Origin of the sequence: Pseudomonas sp. DR208 (assembly GCF_019823005.1) — a bacterium.
Classification (GTDB): Bacteria; Pseudomonadota; Gammaproteobacteria; order Pseudomonadales; family Pseudomonadaceae; genus Aquipseudomonas; species Aquipseudomonas extremorientalis.
In genome coordinates, this window is record NZ_CP081944.1 from 1,529,973 (window position 1) to 1,550,059 (window position 20,087).

Here is a 20,087-nt window from a genome sequence, read left to right on the forward strand (position 1 = left end):
TGATACACCGCCATCGGGGGCAAGCCCCCTCCCACAGTTTTGACCGTGTTGGGTCAGGTGTGGACGCGTACCCAGATGCTCACCAGCACCGTCGCGGCCATCAACCACGCCACGGCGGCCACGGCCAGTGACGCTTCCAACCGCATCCGATCGACCATCACATACAAGGTTGCCAGGTACACAAAATACGGAATGATCGACCACATCCCGAACAGGATCGTGGTCTTCAAGTCGTCTACCGAGCGCCCTTTGCCGACGATGTAGTGGGCGATCAATGCAAAGGTCGGAAACAGCGGCACCAGCCCTGCGATGTAATAGTTTTTGGTCTTGGCCAGCGCCGCCAGAATCAGCACCACTGCCGCGCCGAGGGCGGCCTTCAATAGCAAGTCCATCAGTGACTCAACCCGTACTTCTTGACCTTGTCGAACAGCGTGGTCTTGGCCATCCCCAGTTCCTGGCTGGCCTGGGTCAGGTTGCCGCCGCTGCGTTGCAGCGCATCGTTGAGCAGGTTGCGTTCGAAGGCCTCCACTGCCTCGGTAAAGGCCAGCCCCTGGCCGCCGCTGCTGGCGCCGCTTTTCTTGAAGGCGGGCAGGCCGAGGGCGAAGCGTTCGGCGACGTTGCGCAATTCGCGCACGTTGCCCGGCCAGTCGTGGCTCATCAGGCTCGACAGGGTCTGGTTGTCCAGCTCCGGCGCAGTGCGGTCGAAACGCAGGGATGACTGCTGCAGGAAGTGTTCGAACAGTTGCAGGATGTCTTCGCGACGCTCGCGCAGGGGCGGCAGTTCCAGGGTTACCACGTTGAGGCGGTAGTACAGGTCGCTGCGGAACTGGTTGGCGCGGCTCAGTTCGTCGAGGTCGGACTTGGTGGCGGCGATCACCCGGCAATCCACTGCGACACTCTGGTTCGACCCCAGGCGTTCCAGAGTGCGTTCCTGCAATACCCGCAGCAACTTGATCTGCAGGTTGATCGGCATGCTTTCCACTTCATCGAGGAACAGCGTGCCTTCGTGGGCGTGTTCGATCTTGCCGATGCGGCGCTTGCCGGCACCGGTGAAGGCGTTGGCTTCGTGGCCGAAAATCTCGCTTTCGAAGAGGTTCTCCGGCAGGCCGCCGCAATTCAGGGCGACAAACTGGTGGGCGTGACGCCGGCTGAAATCATGCAGGCAGCGCGCGACCAGTTCCTTGCCGGTGCCGGTCTCGCCTTCGATCAGCACGTTGGCCGAGGTGTCGGCGACGTTGGCGATCAGTTCGCGCAGGTTCTGCATGGCCGGCGAACGGCCGATGATGCGGCCTTCCAACGAATCGCGCTCGGCCAATTGGCGGCGCAGCGACCAGACTTCCCGCGCCAGCCCGCGCTGCTCCAGGGCGCGCCGGGCGACGTCGACCAGGCGTTCGGGGGAGAAGGGTTTCTCCATGAAGTCATAGGCGCCGTTGCGCATCGCGCCGACCGCCATGGAAATATCGCCGTGCCCGGTAATCAGCACCACCGGCAGGCTTTTATCCAGGGCCTTGAGGCGGGTGAGCAGCTCCAGGCCGTCGATGCCCGGCAAACGGATATCGCTGATCACGATGCCGGCGAAGTTTTCGCCGATGCGCTTCAAGGCTTCTTCGGCACTGCCCACGCCGACGCTGGGAATATCTTCCAGGGCCAGGGCTTGCTGGCAGCCGAGCAACACGTGGGGGTCGTCTTCGACGATCAGCACGGTGAGGTCTTCTTTAACGGCGGTAGCGTTTGTATTCATGTCGACTCAGCTTGTTGAGTGCCCGCCAGCGGCAGGCACAAGACAAAGGCCGTTCCACCACTGGCCGGGTGTTCCACGGCGAGGTTGCCGCCGGTGGCCGCCGCGAGGCTGGCGGACAGCGTCAGGCCCAGGCCCAGGCCTTGCTCGCCGGGCTTGGTGGTGAAGAACGGTTCGAACAAATGCTTGCGCGCCTCGGGATCGATGCCGTGGCCATTGTCGCGCACTTGCAGGCGGTATTTGCCCTCGCTGCTGCTGCCCTCCAGCCACAATTGCGGGGCCGGTTGGGCTTGCATGGCGTCGAGGGCATTGCCGATCAGGTTGACCAGGATCTGTTCCAGGCGCGTCTGGTCGATTTGCAATTGGGCGTGGGAAAAGTCGCGGTGCAGGGTCAGTGGCAGGCTGTCCAGGCGTGCGCCGAGCACCTGGAACGCGGCGTCTATCGCTTTGGCCAGGCTGGCTTCGCCCTGGTCGTCTCCGCGCCGGGCGAAGGAGCGCAGGCTGGCGGTGATACGGCCCATGCGGTCGATCAGTTCATTGATGGTCTTGAGGTTGGCGCTGGCGGTATCCAGGGCGCCGCGCTCCAGGAAACGCACGGTGTTGCCGGACAGGGTACGCAGCGCGGCCAGTGGCTGATTCAATTCGTGGGCGATGCTGGTGGACATCTGGCCGATGGCCGCCAGTTTGCCGGCCTGCACCAGTTCATCCTGGGCACGGCGCAGGGTTTCTTCGGCCTGGCGCCGTTCGCGGATCTGGCCCTTGAGCCGTTCGTTGCTGGCGCGCAGGTCGGCGGTGCGCTCGGCAATCCGTCGTTCCAACTGGCTGTTGGCTTCCTGCAAGGCTTCCCGTGCGGCGAGGCGGGTGGCGATGACTTTGCGTCGCTCGTTCCAGGCAATCAGCAAAAACGCCACCAGGCCAAACGCAACGGCCACCAGGATGCCCTGGTTGATTGCGGCGCGGCGCAGGTCGTTGAGCGGGGTGAGCAGGGTGAAATTCCACGGCGTGTCGTTGAGCGGACGGGTCTGCGCCAGGTAGCTGACTTCGTGGGCGTCGTTGACCACTTCGCTGTTGGCCGGGAAGGTCAGCTTCTCGGTGCCTTCGTTGAGGCGCTCGCGGGCCAGGGGCTCCAGCTCGTTCAGCGTCGCCCAGTAATATTGCAGGCTGTGGGCCAGGCGGTCCTTGGTGTCATCGCTCAGCGGGCGCACGGCCTTGAGGCGCCGGGCCGGGTCACTGGAGAGGATGATGATGCCGTTTTCGTCGCTCACGAACGCTTCGAGGCGTGCGCGTTGCCAGCGCTCCTCGAGGGCTTCGAGGCGTACCTTGACCACCGCGACGCCGATGATCTTGCCATGCTCTTCCAGGCCGTGGGCCAGGTAGTAGCCGGGTTCGCCGTTGGTGCTGCCGATGCCGTAGAAGCGACCTGGCTGGCCCCGCACGGCGTTCTGGAAATAGGCGCGGAAGGACAGGTCTTCACCCTGGTAACTGTCGGCATCGCGCCAGTTACTGGTGGCCAGCACGCGGCCGGTGGTGTCCATCACGTAGATGGCCCGACTGCGACTGCGTCGGTTCAGGCCTTCGAGGTAATCGTTAACGGTCTTGCGGGTTTCCTGGTTCGGGTCGGCCAGCAGCGTGGAGACGCTGGACTCCAGTTCCAGCAGGCTGGGCAGGTAGGTGTATTTGCTCAGCTCGCTTTCGACGGTGCGGGCATGCAACTCCAACTGGCGTTCGCCGGTGTCGCTGAGGGTGCGGATGCCGTAGTACTCACTGACCCAGAAGCCGATGAAACCCAGGCCGATCATCAGGGCGATGATCAGGGGCGGCAGGAACAGTTGGCGGATCAGACGTGGTTTCACGGCAAGTGATGGCGGTGCGGCGCGAAATTGGTTGGGGTCGCATTTCATCACAGATGCCTTGGGTCAACCAGTTGTGCTGATGGTGCTTATTCTGTGGCGAGCGGGCTTGCCCCGCGTCGGGCTGCGCAGCAGCCCGACGCGGGGCAAGCCCGCTCGCCACAACAAGCCCGTCTTCACAGACAGAGCAGCGAGTTGCTTCTTAGTGCTGCAGGATTTTCTCGAGGAAGTGCTGCGCGCGTTCGGAGCGGGCGCTGATGTCGCCGAAGAACTCTTCTTTCGGGCAGTCTTCGATGATCTTGCCGGCGTCCATGAAGATCACGCGGTCGGCCACTTTGCGGGCGAAGCCCATTTCGTGGGTCACGCACATCATGGTCATGCCTTCCTGGGCCAGTTGCACCATCACGTCGAGCACTTCGTTGACCATTTCCGGGTCCAGCGCCGAGGTCGGTTCGTCGAACAGCATGACGATCGGGTCCATGGCCAGGGCGCGGGCAATCGCCACACGTTGTTGCTGGCCGCCGGAGAGCTGGCCCGGGTGCTTGTGCGCATGTGCCGACAGGCCGACGCGCTCGAGCAGTTGCAGGCCTTTCTTGGTGGCTTCTTCCTTGCTGCGGCCCAGCACCTTGATCTGCGCGATGGTCAGGTTTTCGGTGATGGTCAGGTGCGGGAACAGTTCGAAGTGCTGGAACACCATGCCGACGCGCGAGCGCAGCTGCGGCAGGTTGGTCTTCGGGTCGGCGATGGAAGTGCCGTCGACCACGATGTCGCCCTTCTGGAACGGTTCCAGCGCGTTGACGCACTTGATCAGGGTGGATTTACCCGAGCCGGACGGCCCGCACACCACGATCACTTCGCCTTTTTTAACCTCGGTGCTGCAATCGGTCAGCACCTGGAAGTCGCCATACCACTTGTTGATGTTCTTGATAGAGATCATACGGCAAACCTTTTTTGCAGACGCTTGACCAGCAGCGAGGCGGAAAAGCTGATGATGAAGTAGACGACACCGGCGAAAACCAGGAACTCATTGGAGCGGCCGATGATGTCGCCGTTGGAACGGGCGGAGTTGAGGAAATCCACCAGGCCCACGGTGTAGACCAGCGAGGTGTCCTGGAACAGGATGATCGACTGTTGCAGCAGCAACGGGGTCATCTTGCGGAACGCCTGGGGCAGGATGATCAGGCGCATCGTCTGGCCGTAGGTCATGCCCATGGCCTGTGCAGCCGCCATCTGGCCCTTGGGGATCGACTGCACGCCGGCCCGCACGATTTCACAGAAGTACGCGGCTTCGAACATCATGAACGCCACGACGCAGGAGGTGAATGCGCCGATCGGGGTGTCTTCGCCGGTGATCCAGCGCAATACGAACGGCACCGCCAGGTAGAACCAGGTGATCACCAGCAGCAGAGGGATCGAGCGGAAGTAGTTCACATAAGCGCCGGCAACGCGCGACAGCAGTTTGCTGGACGACAGGCGCATCAGCGCCAGGACCGTACCCAGCGCGATACCGCCGACCACGCCCATGACCATCAACTGCAGGGTCATGACCATGCCGTTCCACAGGCCCGGGATGGCGGGGATGATGCCGCTGAAATCGAAGTCCATTATTTACCCCCCACGGAGATCAGGCCGGGCACTGCGACTTTCTTCTCGACCACGCGCATCAGCAACATCAGGCTCATGTTCAGGGTGAAGTAGATCAGCGTGGCCAGGGTGAAGGCTTCAAACAGGTTGGCCGAGAACTCGGCGGTCTGCTTGGTTTGCGCCAGCAGTTCCATCAGGCCGATCAGGGACGCCACGGAGGAGTTCTTGAAGACGTTGAGGAATTCCGAGGTAAGCGGCGGAATGATGATCCGGTAGGCCTGGGGCAGCAGCACGTTCCAGTAGATCTGCGGCAGCTTGAAGCCCATGGCGCGTGCAGCGGATTCCTGGCCGCGTGGCAGCGCCTGGATGCCGGTACGCACTTGCTCGCACACTCGGGCGGCGGTGAACAGGCCCAGGCACACGACAACGCTCAGGTAGGCGGAGGTGGTCGGGTTGAGGTCCTGTTTGTACCAGTCCTGCAGGTTCTGCGGCAGCATGTCGGGTACCAGGAAGTACCAGATGAACAGCTGAACCAGCAGCGGCACGTTACGAAACAGTTCCACGTAGCAGGTCGCGATGCCCGCTACGATGCGGTTTGGCACGGTGCGCATGACGCCCAGAATGGACCCCAGCAGCAAGGCGATAATCCATGCCACGACAGCGATGGCGATGGTCCAGCCCAAGCCAGCGATGTACCAGTCGAGATAAGTCTCGCTGCCCACGCCAGTGGACTTGAAGAACACGCCCCAGTCCCAGTTGTAATTCATTAGGGTCTCCCCTCGAGATCGATCGATGTACAAGCACCCGCTTGGGGAAGATCCTTTCCCGCCTGGCGATGAACGCCAGGCACACGCGATCGGCTCGAAAACCGCCAGGTCGAGTGTTCCACAATAAAGCCAGCAGGTAGTAACAGACGCCTGAGGGAGGTTGGCTCCCTCAGGAGATAAGCTTAGTCAGGTATCAGATTTTTACGTCAGGGGCTGGTTTGTCGCTTGGGTTGGCGATCAGCTCCTTCACCTTGTCGCTCATCGGGAAGTTCAGGTTCAGGCCTTTTGGTGGGATCGGGCTCTCGAACCATTTGCTGTAGATCTTGTTGATTTCGCCGGATTTGTACAGGGCAACGATGGCGTCATCTACAGCCTTCTTGAAGTCCGGGTCGCCTTTGCGAACCATACAGGCGTAGGCCTCAAAGGACTGTGGAGTACCGGTGATGACCCAGTCGTCCGGCTTCTTGGCCTTGGCTTCTTCACCGGCCAGCAGGGCGTCGTCCATCATGAACGCTACGGCGCGGCCGCTTTCCAGCATCTGGAAGGATTCGCCGTGGTCTTTGGCGGAGATGACGTTCATGCCCATCTGCTTGTCGGCGTTCATCGCCTTGATGATGCGCTCGGACGTGGTGCCAGCGGTGGTCACGACGTTCTTGCCTTTCAGGTCGGCGAAGTCGGCGTAGCTCGGCTTGCCATCCTTGTCTTTCTTGACCAGCAGACGGGTGCCGATTTCGAAGATGTTGACGGTGAAATCAACTTGTTGGGCGCGTTCGGCGTTGTTGGTGGTGGAACCGCACTCGAGGTCCGCGGTGCCGTTCTGGATCAGCGGAATACGGGTTTGCGAAGTGACCAGGTTGTACTTGGCCTTCAGGTCGGGCTTGTTCAGGTCTTTTTTCAGGGCTTCAACGATAGCCAGCTGAATGTCGTGGGAGTAGCCCACAGGTTTGCCCGAGCCATCCGCGATGTAGGAAAACGGAATGGAGCTGTCGCGGTGAGCGAGGGTGATGGTGCCGGAGTCGTTGATTTTCTTCAGTGTGCCGGTGAGTTCGGCGGCGAAAACTGGAGTGCTGATCAGAGCAGCAGCGATAGCTGCGCCCAGGATATGGGGAACGATGCGCATCAATACTTCCTCGACATTTGTTTTTTTTATGAAGCCGGCTAGACGGCTCTCTTGTACAGCGAATGCCCGTGACGGCTCCTGAGGCGTCTCAGGCAATCGTCAGGGAGTGTAGAGCATGAGTCGTGCCATACCTCGAATAAAAGGTTATCTATTTGATTTATAAGGGTATTAAATTTTTGTTTCGAGGAATTTATCATGCCGTGATCCGGCAATCCGAATAGGCTGTGGTATGGCGTTCGGAAAACCGAATAGGGCGTGTGGGATTTATCTTGCATAAAAAAGCCCCTGGGCCGTCCGGCGCAGGGGCTTTGCGGGGCGACCTGATCAGGCCGCTTCAATCTTTGCACGGGTCTGCTCGACCTTGGACAGGTAACGTTGCACGTTGTCCTGTTCTTCCGGGGTGGTGAACAGGCCGAGCTTGGTACGGCGCCACAGCACGTCCTGGGGCTGGGTGGCCCACTCTTCGGCGCACAGGTAATCGACTTCGCGGGTGTACAGGCCACCGCCCAGGTGGTCACCCAGGTCGGCCAGCGACTGCACACCTTCCAGTAGGCGCCAGGTGCGGCTGCCGTAGGTGGTGGACCAACGGCGGGCGATCTCGCTCGGTATCCAGTCGAACTTGCTACGAATGGCTTCGGCCAGGGCTTCTGGCGTCGTCATGTTTTCACCGCCCGGCAGGCTGGCGGTGGCGGTCCAGCTCGGGCGCATCTGGGTGAAGTACGGTGCCAGTTGCGCCATGGCCGATTCAGCGAGTTTGCGATAGGTGGTCAGCTTGCCGCCGAACACCGACAGGATCGGCGCTTCGCCCGTGCCACCGGACAGTGCCAGGGTGTAGTCACGGGTGATGGCCGACGGGTTGTCCGATTCGTCGTTGCACAGCGGGCGTACGCCGGAGTAGGTGTGCACGATGTCATCGCGGCTCAGTTGCTTCTTGAAGTGCGCGTTGACCACTTTCAGCATGTAGTCGGTTTCACCTTCGGTGATCGCCACTTTTGCCGGATCGCCGGTGTATTCGCGGTCGGTGGTGCCGATGATGGTCAGGTGGTTCAGGTACGGAATGGTGAAGACGATGCGCTGGTCTTCGTTCTGCAGGATATGCGCGTGGGCGCCTTCATACAGTTTCGGCACGATCAGGTGGCTGCCCTGGATCAGGCGGATGCCGTAGGGCGAATCCAGCTTAAGGTCGTCCTTGATGAACTTGGCGACCCACGGGCCGGCAGCGTTCACCAGGGCCCGGGCGCGGATCGAAAACAGGCTGCCGTCGGCGCGCTCCATGTTCATTTCCCACATGCCATTGCTGCGGTGGGCGCTGATGCAACGGGTCTGGGTGTGGATGTGCGCGCCTTTTTCGCGGGCGGCCATAGCGTTGAGCACCACGAGGCGGGCGTCATCGACCCAGCAGTCGGAGTATTCGAAACCTTGGGTGATTTCGCTTTTCAGCGGGCTGTCGGCGCCGAACTTGAGGCTTTTCGAACCGGCCAGTTTTTCACGCTTGCCCAAGTGGTCGTACAGAAACAGGCCGGCGCGGATCATCCACGCCGGACGCAGGTGCGGGCGGTGCGGCAGCACGAAGCGCATCTGCTTGACGATGTGCGGGGCCTTGGCCAGCAGCACTTCACGTTCGGCCAGGGCTTCGCGCACCAGGCGGAATTCGTAATGTTCGAGGTAGCGCAGGCCGCCGTGGATCAGCTTGCTGCTGGCGGAGGAGGTGTGGCTGGCCAGGTCGTCCTTTTCGCAAAGGAATACCGACAAACCGCGACCGGCTGCGTCTGCTGCAATACCGACGCCATTGATCCCGCCGCCGATAACGGCAACATCATAGACTTCGGCAAGCGGTGGAGCAGGCAAGGTAGAAGGGTTCATCGGCTGGCCTCGCGATCTTTTTCGTATTGGAATTCGAACATTAATGTTCATTTGCGAAAATGGTAGCTGATAAACGCGCGCGCAGCCACCTGAGTTCGATTGAAAAAACTCATCGAAGGGCGGGCAAAGGAAAATTTGTGAACATGAGCCAGTGCTGGCTGGAGAAATGGGTGGTCTGGTCAATAGCTATCGGGGGCAAGCCCCCTCCCACATTGGAATGTGATCAACCTGTGGGAGGGGGCTTGCCCCGGATGGCGTCAGTGCAGACGCTACACCACTTCCAGACGAACCTTGTGGTCATTGAGCAACTGCACCAACGCTGGCACCGGCTGCTGATCCGTCACCAGGCAATCCACCAGGCTGATCGGCCCCAGGCGAATCATGGCATTGCGCCCGAACTTGCTGGAGTCCGCCGCCAGGATCACCTGGCGCGCATTAGCGATGATCGCCTGGGAAACCCGGACTTCCTGGTAGTCAAAGTCGAGCAAGCTGCCATCTTCATCGATACCACTGATGCCCACTAAGGCAAAGTCGACCTTGAATTGGTTGATGAAATCGACACTCGCCTGACCGACCACGCCCCCGTCACGCCGCACATTGCCGCCGGTCAGCAGCACGTCGAAGTCGTCCTTGGCACTGAGCATGGTGGCGACGTTGAGGTTGTTGGTGATGATTTTCAGATGGTTGTGGTTGAGTAACGCACGGGCGATGGATTCGGTGGTGGTGCCGATATTGATGAACAACGAGGCGTGATCGGGGATCTGCGCGGCGATGGCTTCGCCGATGCGCTGTTTCTCGTCGCGCATCTGGTCGGCCCGCATGGCGTAGGCGGTGTTTTCGACGCTGGAGTCATAGGCTGCGCCGCCGTGGTAGCGGCGCAGCAGATTGGCGTCCGCCAGTTGGTTGATATCGCGGCGGATGGTTTGCGGGGTAACAACGAAGAGCTGCGCCATTTCCTCGATACTGACATAGCCGCGTTCGCGGACCAGTTCGAGGATTTGTTGTTGGCGGGGAGGCAGATTCATGGGGCGTCCTTTGGGCTGCCATACAAAAGTGGCCCATGATGACGCAGGAATCCGCTCCCTGCCAGTTACAACCCGACGTTGGCTTATTCAGCGCCTTCGTGCGGCTCCCAATCACGGGTGCGGCTGACAGCTTTTTGCCAACCGGCGTAGAGTTTTTCCTTGGCGGCTTCGTCCAGTTGCGGTTCGAATTCGCGCTCGATCACCGCCTTGCCGCGCAACTCGTCCAGGCTGCCCCAGAAGCCGCACGCCAGGCCGGCCAGGTAGGCGGCGCCGAGTGCAGTGGTTTCACGCATTTGTGGGCGCTCGACCTGGGTGCCGAGGATGTCGGCCTGGAATTGCATCAGGAAGTTGTTGGCCACCGCGCCGCCGTCCACACGCAGGGCCTTGAGGCGTTCGCCGGAGTCCTGTTGCATGGCGTCGAGCACGTCGCGGGTCTGGTAGGCAATCGACTCCAGCGCTGCACGAATGATGTGATCCACGCGTACGCCACGGGTCAGGCCGAACAGTGCGCCACGGGCATACGGGTCCCAGTAGGGCGCGCCCAGGCCGGTAAACGCGGGTACCAGGTACACGCCGTTGCTGTCCTTGACCTTGCCGGCAAAGTATTCGGTGTCGTGGGCATCGTTGATGATTTTCAGCTCATCACGCAGCCACTGCACGGTGGAACCGCCGTTGAATACAGCACCTTCCAGGGCGTAGGCCACTTCGCCACGCGGACCGCAGGCGATGGTGGTGAGCATGCCGTGCTTGGACTTCACCGCTTTGTCGCCGGTGTTCATCAGCAGGAAGCAGCCGGTGCCGTAGGTGTTCTTGGCCTGGCCGGCTTCGACGCACATCTGGCCGAACAGGGCGGCCTGTTGGTCGCCGGCGATACCGCCGATGGCGATGCCGCTTTTGGTACGGCCGTAGATTTCCGAGGAGGACTTCACTTCCGGCAGCATTTCGCGCGGCACGTCGAGGATCTCCAGCATCTTCGCATCCCACTCCAGGGTGTGGATGTTGAAGAGCATGGTGCGCGAAGCGTTGGTGTAGTCGGTGACGTGGGTCTTGCCGCCGGTAAATTTCCAGATCAGCCAGCTGTCGACGGTGCCGAACAGCAGCTCGCCGTTGCGCGCACGCTCGCGGCTGCCTTCGACGTTGTCGAGGATCCACTTGAGCTTGGTGCCGGAGAAGTACGGGTCGGTGACCAGGCCGGTGGTGTCGCCGATGTATTGCTCGTGGCCGTCGCGCTTGAGTTGCTGGCAGATCTCGGTGCTGCGGCGGCACTGCCAGACGATCGCGTTGTAGATCGGGCGACCGGTGACTTTGTCCCACACCACGGTGGTTTCACGCTGGTTGGTGATACCGATGGCGGCGACCTGGTCATGGTGCAGGCCCGCTTGAGCCAGGGCCTCGACCATCACGGCGCTCTGGGTGGCGAAGATTTCCATCGGGTCATGTTCGACCCAGCCCGCCTGCGGGTAATGCTGGGCGAATTCGCGCTGGGCGGTGCAGACCACGTTGGCGTCACGATCGAAGATGATCGCCCGGGAACTGGTGGTGCCTTGGTCAAGGGCGATGATGTAGTTCTTATTCTGAATATCGGTCATGTCGAATGCCTTGGAAAATAAGAAAGTCGGTAATCAGCCTGGGCCGTAAAAAGGGCAGGTACGTTCAGGCTGGCGCTATCAGGAAATACGGGTCTTGCCGTTGACAGCCGTGTCAGGTGTTGCTTCAGCTATAGCAGGTGCGGCGCTCGGCAGGTGACGGGCAATCAGCCCGCGATAGGCCGCGGCGCCGAGGCATGCGCCGACAATCGGCGCGAAAATCGGTACGAGGAAGTAAGGAATATCGCGGCCGCCAGTGAAGGCCATTTCACCCCAACCCGCAAAAAAGGTCATCAGCTTGGGCCCGAAATCCCGCGCCGGGTTCATCGCAAAGCCGGTCAACGGGCCCATGGCGCTGCCGATCACTGCGATCAGCAGGCCGATCAGCAGGGGCGCCAACGGGCCGCGTGGCAGGCCGTTGTTGTCATCGGTGAGGGCCATGATCACGCCCATCAGAATGGCGGTGATGACCATTTCCACCAGGAACGCCTGGGCGGTGCTCAGCAGCGCATGGGGGTAAGTGGAGAACACCGACGCCAATTCCAGGCTGGCCTGGGAGCCGCGCACCATATGGTGGGTTTGTTCGTAATCGAAAAACAGGTTGCTGTAGAGCGTGTACACCAAGGCCGCCGAGCAGAAGGCGCCGGCGATCTGGGCGAGAATGTAGAAGGGCAGTTTGCGCTTTTCGAAGTCGGCGAAAATGCACAGCGCGATGCTGACAGCCGGGTTGAGGTGGGCTCCGGAAATACCGGCGCTCAGGTAGATCGCCATGCTGACGCCGACCCCCCAGATGATACTGATCTCCCACAAGCCAAAGCTGGCACCCGCGACCTTGAGCGCAGCGACACATCCTGTACCGAAGAAGATCAGAAGCGCAGTCCCCAGGAATTCGGCCATGCATTGGCTCGAAAGTGAAGGCTGTTGAAGAGCAGTTGTCATGGAAAACCTCAGTTGTTGTTCTTGTCTGGCGCACAACCTCAACGGGCTGTTGCGCGATTTTCACCTTGGCAGGGATCCCCATCCCGACCATGGCTTACTGCTTTGAACGCTGCGGGTGTATTCCTACAGCATTCGGAAACGAAAAAATATAGACAAGAATGACGGCTGTCAAAGGTCGAAAGTGAACTGTCAGTCACTTTCAAACTATTGGTCTGGTGAATGATCACGCTTGTCACATTGCGTGTGTACCGCAAGAGTGGGCGGACTAGAGCGTTTTACGTGGGCTTGGCCTAGAATTGGCCATCTGTTTGCCATGCCTCGGAGATACCATGACGCCTGCATTGGACCTGTTGAAAAAAGTTCGCGCCGAACATCGAGTCCACAGTTACGAACATGACCCAAAGGCGGCGTCCTATGGGCTGGAGGCCGCGGAAAAATTGGGCCTGGACCCGGCGCAGGTGTTCAAGACCTTGCTGGCCAGCAGCGAGAAGGGCGAATTACTGGTGGCAGTGGTGCCGGTCGTCGGAAGTCTGGATCTGAAGGCCCTGGCGCACGCGGCAGGGGTCAAGAAAGTCGAAATGGCCGACCCGGCGGCCGCGCAACGCTCCACTGGCTATCTGTTGGGCGGCATCAGCCCGCTGGGTCAGAAAAAGCGTCTGCGCACGTTTATCGATGTGACGGCGCAGCCGTTCGCGACGATTTTTGTGAGCGCGGGGAGGAGGGGTTTGGAGGTTGAGCTGCCGGCGGCGGTGCTGGCTGAGCATACCCAGGCCAAGTTCGCGGAAATTGGCCGGGTATGACGAGGCTTTATACCGGGCTGTAACGCCGTACGCCGGATTCGACTGGAGGGAGGTGTGCGGCCGTGCTGCCGGACGCCTGGAACAACACCAGGTGTTCGGCGGCCACTCGAATGCCCACATCCGCACCGACCTGATGATCGGCATGGCTCGGAAAAATCGATTCCAGCTGCGCGCCGGTCGGCAGTTGCAGGCGGTACAGCGTCGATGCGCCGAGGAACGTCTTGCCGACGATCCGCGCTTTCAACCCGCTGTCCGGCGCGTAGACGATGTCATCCGGGCGCAGCAACACATCCACCGCACCGCCGGTAGGCCAGGTGTAGGCGCGGTTGCCGCGCAGCTCACCCAGTTCGGTGCTGACCGATTCCGGCGAGCTCAATTGACCACGGATGAAGTAACCCTGGCCGATAAAGCTGGCGACGTAAGGTGTCTGCGGTTCGTGATAAAGGTTGTAGGGCGTGTCCCACTGCTCGAGACGGCCCTCTTTGAACACCCCGACCTGGTCGCTGACGGCGAAGGCTTCTTCCTGGTCATGGGTCACCAGGATCGCGCTGGTGCCGCGTGCATTGAGGATGTCGCGCACTTCGTGGCTGAGCTTGCGTCGCAACTCGCCATCTAGGTTGGAGAAAGGCTCATCCAGCAACAGCAAGGCCGGTTCTGGCGCCAAGGCTCGGGCGAGGGCGACGCGTTGTTGCTGGCCGCCGGACAGCTCATGAGGGAAGCGCTTGCCCAGGTTCTTCAGGTTTACCAGCTCCAGCAACTCGGCAACCACCCGGTCTTTTTGCGGGTGCTTGCGAATACCGAAAGCAATGTTGTCGGCCACGCTCAGGTGAGGAAACAGCGCGTAGTCCTGGAACACCATGCCGATGCGACGTTTCTCGGGAGCCAAGGTGAACCCGGCACTGGAGATCACTTCGCCGGCCAGGCTGACTTCACCTTCGTGCACCGGCTCAAACCCGGCAATCGCTCGTAGGGTGGTGGTCTTGCCGCAACCCGAGGAGCCCAGCAGGCAACCGATGTCGCCCGCATTGAGGTGCAGGTTGAGGTTCTGTACCACCCGTTGATCTTGATAGCCGCATGCCAGGTTGCGCAGGTTCAGCAGTAATGGATGGCTCATGCGTGGTGGTACGACGGTGGCACGAGGAATTCGAGCAGGGCCTTTTGTGCATGCAGGCGGTTTTCAGCCTGGTCCCAGGCGACCGAGCGAGGGTCGTCGAGCAGGTCGGTGCTGATCTCTTCACCACGGTGGGCCGGCAGGCAATGCATGAACAGGACATCGGGCGCGGCCAGGTCGAGCAGGGCGCGGGTCACCTGATACGGGGCGAAAAGGGCCAGGCGCTTGGCGGTTTCGTCTTCCTGGCCCATGGAGGTCCACACGTCGGTGCTCACCAGGTGGGCGCCGATCACCGCGTCACGCGGATCGCGGACCAGGGTCACGCGGTCGCCGGCTTGTGCCAGGAAGCGCGCGTCAGGCTCGTAGCCTTCCGGGCAGGCCACGCGCAGTTGGAAGTCGAATTGGATGGCCGCTTCTATATAGCTGTTGCACATGTTGTTGCCGTCGCCGATCCAGGCCACGGTCTTGCCCTGGATCGAGCCACGGTGTTCAAGGAAGGTTTGCATGTCGGCCAGCAGTTGGCACGGGTGCAGGTCATCGGACAGGCCGTTGATCACCGGTACACGGGAGTTGGCGGAAAATTCGGTCACGGTGCTGTGGGCAAAGGTACGGATCATCACGGCATCGAGCATGCTCGACATCACTTTCGCGCTGTCGGCGATCGGCTCGCCACGGCCCAGCTGGGTGTCGCGCGAGGACAGGAAGATAGCCTGGCCACCGAGTTGGATCATGCCGGCTTCGAACGACACACGGGTGCGGGTCGACGACTTCTCGAAGATCATGCCGAGCACGCGGTTTTTCAAAGGCTCGAACAGTACGCCGCGGTTACGCAGGTCTTTAAGCTCAATGCCTCGACGGATCACGCTGACCAGCTCTTCGGGCGTGCAATCCATCAGGGAGAGAAAGTGCCTTGCGCTCATCATTAACTACCTTTTTGCAACAGACCGCAGATACTCAAAGCCTTGTTTGTTGTGACAACGGGCGAGACCTGCGGCGAAAGCCGCACGGGGCGACGAAATAGGGGAAGGCGCGATCTTATAATTAAATGTCGCGTCTTACCAATAGGGCTACGGTTTTTAAGGGTGTTCAAGCAGGGCGCCGAAGCGCTTTTGAAGATGAATTCCAGACAGCAGCGGGCCATTTGTACACTGGCGCCGAGACCTTTTGCAATGCGCGGAAGCGGGCGCAGACCAGGCTGCGTCGGTTTCAGAGGCTATGGGGCGGGTTTTGAAACATTTGCTCACGCTTGCTCATGGCCGGGCCTGATGCTGGTCGATTCACGTGGCGAACGTTGCTGGCGCGCCTGCCGCTCCCGGCCCATAGTGGGATCAAAGCCCCTATAAAAGAGACTGGCCATGACCAAGACTCTCCACCACCGTGCCTGCCATCTGTGTGAAGCCATTTGTGGCCTGACCCTGGAAACCACCCAGGCCGACGACGGCAGCCTGGCGATCACCTCGATCAAAGGGGATCCGCTGGATACATTCAGTCGCGGGCATATCTGCCCCAAGGCTGTGGCGCTGCAGGATATCCAGAATGACCCCGACCGCCTGCACCAGCCGATGCTGCGGGTGGGCCGTGAATGGCAGCCGATTGCGTGGGAAGACGCCTTTGCGCTTGTAGCCGAGCGGCTTTCAGGGATTCAGGCGCGGCACGGGCAGAATGCAGTGGCGGTGTATCAGGGCAATCCCAGCGTGCACAACTACGGACTGATGACCCACAGCAATTACTTCCTGGGCCAGTTGAAGACGCGCAATCGGTTTTCCGCCACCTCGGTAGACCAGTTACCCCATCACCTCACCAGCTACCTCATGTACGGCCATGGCCTGCTATTGCCAATCCCGGATATAGATCACACCGACTTCATGTTGATTCTGGGCGGCAACCCACTGGCGTCCAACGGCAGCATCATGACCGTGCCTGATGTGGAGAAGCGCCTCAAGGCGATCCAGGCCCGGGGCGGCAGAGTGGTGGTGGTCGACCCACGGCGCAGCGAGACGGCGGCGATGGCCGACCAGCACCTGTTCGTGCGCCCGGGTGGTGATGCGGCATTGCTGTTCGGAGTGCTCAACACGTTGTTTAGCGAGAACCTGACCCGCACCAGCCATTTGCCGGTTGAAGGCCTTGAGGAGGTTCGTCGCGCCATCACCGGCTTTACCGCCGAGGCCATGAGCCGTCAGTCTGCGGTGCCTGCCGAACAGATCCGCCAGTTGGCGCGGGACTTTGCTGCCGCCGACAAGGCGGTGTGTTACGGACGCATGGGGGTATCGACCCAGGCGTTCGGCACGCTGTGCCATTGGCTGGTGCAACTGATCAACCTGGTGACCGGCAACCTGGACCGCGTGGGAGGGGCGCTGTGCACTACGCCGGCGGTGGATCTGGTTGCATCGACTGGTGGTGGGCATTTCAATCGTTGGCAAAGCCGGGTTTCCGGGCGCCCGGAGTATGGCGGCGAGCTTCCGGTGTCAGCATTGGCCGAAGAAATGCTCACCGAAGGGGAAGGACAAATCCGTGCGTTGGTGACGGTGGCGGGCAACCCGGTGTTGTCGACGCCCAACGGCCGGCAGTTGGAACAAGCCCTCGACGGATTGGAGTTCATGGTCAGCATCGACCTTTATATCAACGAAACCACGCGCTATGCCGACCTGATCCTGCCGTCCACGTCGGCGCTGGAGAATGATCACTACGACACCACCTTCAATATGTTCGCGGTGCGCAATGTCACCCGCTTCAATCGCGCAATCCTGCCCAAGCCTGCGGGCGCGCTGCATGACTGGGAGATCTTTGTCGGCCTGGCCAAGGCCTTTGCCGCACAGACGGGCGCGGTGCTCAAGCCGACCATGCCGCCTGCGCAGATGATCGACTTCGGGCTGCGTGCCGGGGTGTACGGTGATGCGTCCAGCCACAAGTTGTCGGTGGCCGTGCTGGCGGACCATCCTCATGGTGTGGACTTGGGGCCGCTGCAGCCCAATCTTGCGGCACGCTTGAAAACCGTTGATGGCAAGGTGCAGGCGGCGCCGGGGGTGATCCTTGCCGACCTGGCGCGTTTTGCCGCGCAGCCGTTGCCAGTGGCCGATGAACTGCTGTTGATCGGCCGCCGTCACGTGCGCAGCAATAATTCCTGGATGCACAACTACCATCGGCTGGTGAAGGGCAAGCCACGTCATCAATTGCTCATGCACCCGGATGACCTGGCCAGTCGACAGTTGAGCGATGGGCAGCGCGTGCGCGTGAGTTCGCGCATCGGCATGATTGAAGTGGAAGTCCTGGCCAGCCTGGACATGATGCCCGGCGTAGTCAGCCTTCCGCATGGTTGGGGCCATGGCCGTCCAGGCGTGCAGATGACAATCGCCAGCGGACAGCCGGGGGCGAGCGCCAACGATTTGACCGACGAGCGGCAGTTGGATGAGTTGTCGGGCAATGCCGCACTCAATGGCGTTCCGGTGCAGGTAGCAGCCGCCTGAGCACCACGCTGGAATTTTGCGTTACAATGCGCCACCGTGCCGACCTGTGAGTCGCAAAGTTCCAGCCGAGGTGTTCCATGGATATCATCGAAACGATCAAAGAGCAGATTGCCAACAACACCATTCTGCTTTACATGAAGGGCGCGCCTAATGCTCCTCAGTGCGGTTTCTCCGCGAAAGCTTCCCAGGCCATCATGGCGTGCGGCGAGAAATTCGCTTACGTGGATATCCTGCAAAACCCTGAAATCCGCGCCAACCTGCCGAAGTACGCCAACTGGCCGACCTTCCCACAACTGTGGGTTGCCGGTGAACTGGTCGGCGGCAGCGACATCATCGTTGAGATGGCGGCTGATGGTTCGTTGCAAACGCTGATCAAAGAAGCAGCGGCAAATGCGGCGGCCAAGACCGACGCGTGATTGGCCTGCAATAAAAAGCCCCGCTTCTCGAGAGAGAGCGGGGCTTTTTTGCTTCTACAGGAAGCGGGGTTACTCGCCCATCTGCGACTGCAGGTAGTTTTCCAGGCTGACTTTATCGATCAGGCCCAGTTGGGTTTCCAGCCAGTCGATGTGCTCTTCCTGGTCTTCCAGGATGTCTTCCAGCAGTTCGCGGCTGCCGAAGTCACCTTTGGTTTCACAGTGAGCAATGGCGGCCTTGAGGTCGCTGTGGCTCTTGCGTTCGAAACCCAGGTCGCTGCTTATCATTTCCTGGGTGTGTTCGCCGATGCTCAGCTTGCCCAGGTCCTGCACGTTCGGCAGGCCTTCCAGGAACAGGATGCGCTTGATCAGCGCGTCCGCGTCCTTCATGGCCTTGATCGATTCTTTGTATTCGCGCTTGCCCAGCTTTTCCAGGCCCCAATCGTCATACATGCGTGCATGCAGAAAGTACTGATTGATCGCGACCAGTTCATTGGCAAGGGATTTGTTGAGTTGCTGGATGACTGAGATGTCGCCTTTCATGACTGGGGTCCTGCCCTGTAATCGCTGTGTATAAAGCGGAGTTTGAGCGGCGAAATCCCTAGTGTCAAACCTAAGTTATTGAATAATAAATGAAAATTAATCGGAATAAGAATGTTTGTGTTCCGCGTCTTAGCGCTAACTTATTGAATTGCGGGCATAAAAAAACCGGACACTAAGTCCGGTTCTTTAAAACATGCCTAATCAGGCGTGTGTAAATTCTGCTGAATAGGGGAGCGCGGTCTGAGCGGTCTGCAGCTGTGTCAGGGTTTCCCGTACCACTTGCTTGGCGAGGCAAGCACATTTGCCACACTGGCTGGCAACGCCGGTGGCTTCACGCACTTCCTTGTAGCTGCAGCAACCTTCATAGATTGCTTCGCGGATTTTTCCGTCGGTGACGCCAGTACAGAGGCACACATACATAAGGGAGAACCATCGCGGGTTTAAGGCTTAAGTGCGGTGGATCTTAATGTTAACGAGAATGATTGTCAAAGTAGAATCGTAAGGTATTCACTGGCACCGTGCCCGCACTGACGAACGGTTTTTTCAGTGTATGATGGTCGGTCTTCACGAAGCGTGACTGCGTCACAGGGCTGTCGCTTATAAACGGCAGACTCGAGGCCGGTCCTTTTACTTCAATCGTCACCCTTACATCAGGAGATAACCAATGAGCGTACTCGTCGGCAAACAAGCCCCGGATTTCGACGTACCTGCCGTCCTCGGCAATGGCGAAATCGTAGACAGCTTCAAACTGTCTGAAGCCATCAAAGGCAAATACGGCCTGGTGTTCTTCTACCCGCTGGACTTCACCTTCGTCTGCCCGTCGGAGCTGATCGCTCTGGACCACCGCATGGACGATTTCAAGGCGCGCAACGTTGAAGTGGTAGCCGTTTCCATCGATTCCCATTTCACCCACAACGCCTGGCGCAACACCGCCATCAATGATGGCGGCATCGGCAAAGTGAAATACACCATGGCTGCCGATATGAAGCACGACATCGCCAAGGCCTACGACGTTGAGTCCGAAGGCGGCGTGGCCTTCCGTGGCGCGTTCCTGATCGACGACAAAGGCGTGGTTCGCTCCCAGATCATCAACGACCTGCCACTGGGTCGTAACATGGAAGAGCTGATCCGTCTGGTCGACGCCCTGCAATTCCACGAAGAGCACGGCGAAGTCTGCCCTGCCAACTGGAAAAAAGGTGACAAAGGCATGAACGCTTCGCCGGAAGGTGTTGCGGCTTACCTGACCGAGAACGCTGGCAAGCTGTAAGCCACGTTTGCGGCAAA

At 60.2% G+C, this 20,087-nt stretch carries 19 protein-coding genes; 4 read left to right on the forward strand and 15 right to left on the reverse strand.

The window, feature by feature from the left end; translation table 11 throughout:
* Positions 1–53: 53 nt before the first annotated feature.
* The 11 genes from K5K89_RS06670 to K5K89_RS06720 form a co-directional block, all read right to left on the reverse strand.
* Positions 54–392 (reverse strand): GlpM family protein, encoded by a 339-nt coding sequence (locus K5K89_RS06670; RefSeq protein WP_071488700.1) that lies wholly within the window; start codon positions 390–392, stop codon positions 54–56.
* Positions 392–1,741, reverse strand: a complete 1,350-nt coding sequence (locus K5K89_RS06675; protein ID WP_071488701.1) for a sigma-54-dependent transcriptional regulator — start codon at positions 1,739–1,741, stop codon at positions 392–394. Before K5K89_RS06675 ends, K5K89_RS06670 begins: the two co-directional genes overlap by 1 nt.
* Positions 1,738–3,639 carry a sensor histidine kinase gene (locus K5K89_RS06680; protein ID WP_222541075.1) on the reverse strand — a complete coding sequence of 634 codons (1,902 nt, stop codon included), beginning with the start codon at positions 3,637–3,639 and terminating at the stop codon, positions 1,738–1,740. The genes K5K89_RS06675 and K5K89_RS06680 overlap by 4 nt, the downstream gene beginning before the upstream one ends.
* Before the next feature lie 151 nt (positions 3,640–3,790).
* The gene (locus K5K89_RS06685; RefSeq protein WP_071488703.1) at positions 3,791–4,525 is read right to left on the reverse strand and encodes an amino acid ABC transporter ATP-binding protein; all 735 of its coding nucleotides are present in this window, start codon (positions 4,523–4,525) and stop codon (positions 3,791–3,793) included.
* The gene (locus tag K5K89_RS06690; protein WP_071488704.1) at positions 4,522–5,193 is read right to left on the reverse strand and encodes an amino acid ABC transporter permease; all 672 of its coding nucleotides are present in this window, start codon (positions 5,191–5,193) and stop codon (positions 4,522–4,524) included. The genes K5K89_RS06685 and K5K89_RS06690 overlap by 4 nt, the downstream gene beginning before the upstream one ends.
* Positions 5,193–5,939, reverse strand: a complete 747-nt coding sequence (locus K5K89_RS06695) for an amino acid ABC transporter permease (protein WP_071488705.1) — start codon at positions 5,937–5,939, stop codon at positions 5,193–5,195. The genes K5K89_RS06690 and K5K89_RS06695 overlap by 1 nt, the downstream gene beginning before the upstream one ends.
* Positions 5,940–6,132: 193 nt before the next feature.
* A complete protein-coding gene (locus K5K89_RS06700; RefSeq protein WP_058423787.1) occupies positions 6,133–7,059 on the reverse strand; it encodes a glutamate/aspartate ABC transporter substrate-binding protein in 927 nt (308 codons plus the stop codon).
* A gap of 324 nt (positions 7,060–7,383) precedes the next feature.
* The gene (gene glpD / locus K5K89_RS06705) at positions 7,384–8,922 is read right to left on the reverse strand and encodes a glycerol-3-phosphate dehydrogenase (protein WP_071488707.1); all 1,539 of its coding nucleotides are present in this window, start codon (positions 8,920–8,922) and stop codon (positions 7,384–7,386) included.
* Between the two features lie 269 nt (positions 8,923–9,191).
* Complete coding sequence (locus K5K89_RS06710; RefSeq protein WP_034118315.1) at positions 9,192–9,947, reverse strand: DeoR/GlpR family transcriptional regulator; 756 nt, start codon at positions 9,945–9,947, stop codon at positions 9,192–9,194.
* A gap of 83 nt (positions 9,948–10,030) precedes the next feature.
* Complete coding sequence (gene glpK, locus K5K89_RS06715) at positions 10,031–11,536, reverse strand: glycerol kinase GlpK (protein ID WP_071488708.1); 1,506 nt, start codon at positions 11,534–11,536, stop codon at positions 10,031–10,033.
* Between the two features lie 78 nt (positions 11,537–11,614).
* Positions 11,615–12,472 carry an MIP/aquaporin family protein gene (locus K5K89_RS06720; protein ID WP_071488709.1) on the reverse strand — a complete coding sequence of 286 codons (858 nt, stop codon included), beginning with the start codon at positions 12,470–12,472 and terminating at the stop codon, positions 11,615–11,617.
* A 329-nt stretch (positions 12,473–12,801) separates the two neighbouring features.
* Here K5K89_RS06720 and ybaK point away from each other — a divergent pair, with 329 nt between their 5' ends.
* Positions 12,802–13,272 carry a Cys-tRNA(Pro) deacylase gene (gene ybaK / locus K5K89_RS06725; RefSeq protein ID WP_071488710.1) on the forward strand — a complete coding sequence of 157 codons (471 nt, stop codon included), beginning with the start codon at positions 12,802–12,804 and terminating at the stop codon, positions 13,270–13,272.
* Between the two features lie 7 nt (positions 13,273–13,279).
* On the opposite strand, the gene K5K89_RS06730 is transcribed toward ybaK, so the two are convergent.
* Entirely contained in the window at positions 13,280–14,386 is a 1,107-nt protein-coding gene (locus K5K89_RS06730) for an ABC transporter ATP-binding protein (protein ID WP_222541076.1), read from the reverse strand.
* Positions 14,383–15,303 carry an ornithine carbamoyltransferase gene (gene argF / locus K5K89_RS06735; protein ID WP_010212747.1) on the reverse strand — a complete coding sequence of 307 codons (921 nt, stop codon included), beginning with the start codon at positions 15,301–15,303 and terminating at the stop codon, positions 14,383–14,385. The genes K5K89_RS06730 and argF overlap by 4 nt, the downstream gene beginning before the upstream one ends.
* A 435-nt stretch (positions 15,304–15,738) precedes the next feature.
* Here argF and K5K89_RS06740 point away from each other — a divergent pair, with 435 nt between their 5' ends.
* Positions 15,739–17,847, forward strand: a complete 2,109-nt coding sequence (locus tag K5K89_RS06740; protein WP_222541077.1) for a molybdopterin oxidoreductase family protein — start codon at positions 15,739–15,741, stop codon at positions 17,845–17,847.
* Between the two features lie 77 nt (positions 17,848–17,924).
* Positions 17,925–18,263: a Grx4 family monothiol glutaredoxin gene (gene grxD / locus K5K89_RS06745; RefSeq protein WP_016970749.1), complete on the forward strand. Its 339-nt coding sequence runs from the start codon at positions 17,925–17,927 to the stop codon at positions 18,261–18,263.
* A gap of 69 nt (positions 18,264–18,332) precedes the next feature.
* Here the strand turns inward: grxD and bfr are convergent, their stop codons facing one another.
* Positions 18,333–18,803: a bacterioferritin gene (bfr, locus tag K5K89_RS06750; protein ID WP_071488713.1), complete on the reverse strand. Its 471-nt coding sequence runs from the start codon at positions 18,801–18,803 to the stop codon at positions 18,333–18,335.
* Between the two features lie 201 nt (positions 18,804–19,004).
* Positions 19,005–19,223, reverse strand: coding sequence for a bacterioferritin-associated ferredoxin (locus tag K5K89_RS06755; RefSeq protein ID WP_083351544.1), 219 nt, complete (start codon positions 19,221–19,223; stop codon positions 19,005–19,007).
* Between the two features lie 244 nt (positions 19,224–19,467).
* On the opposite strand from K5K89_RS06755, the gene K5K89_RS06760 reads away from it, so the two are divergent.
* Positions 19,468–20,070, forward strand: a complete 603-nt coding sequence (locus K5K89_RS06760) for a peroxiredoxin (RefSeq protein ID WP_003172097.1) — start codon at positions 19,468–19,470, stop codon at positions 20,068–20,070.
* Positions 20,071–20,087 lie beyond the last annotated feature (17 nt).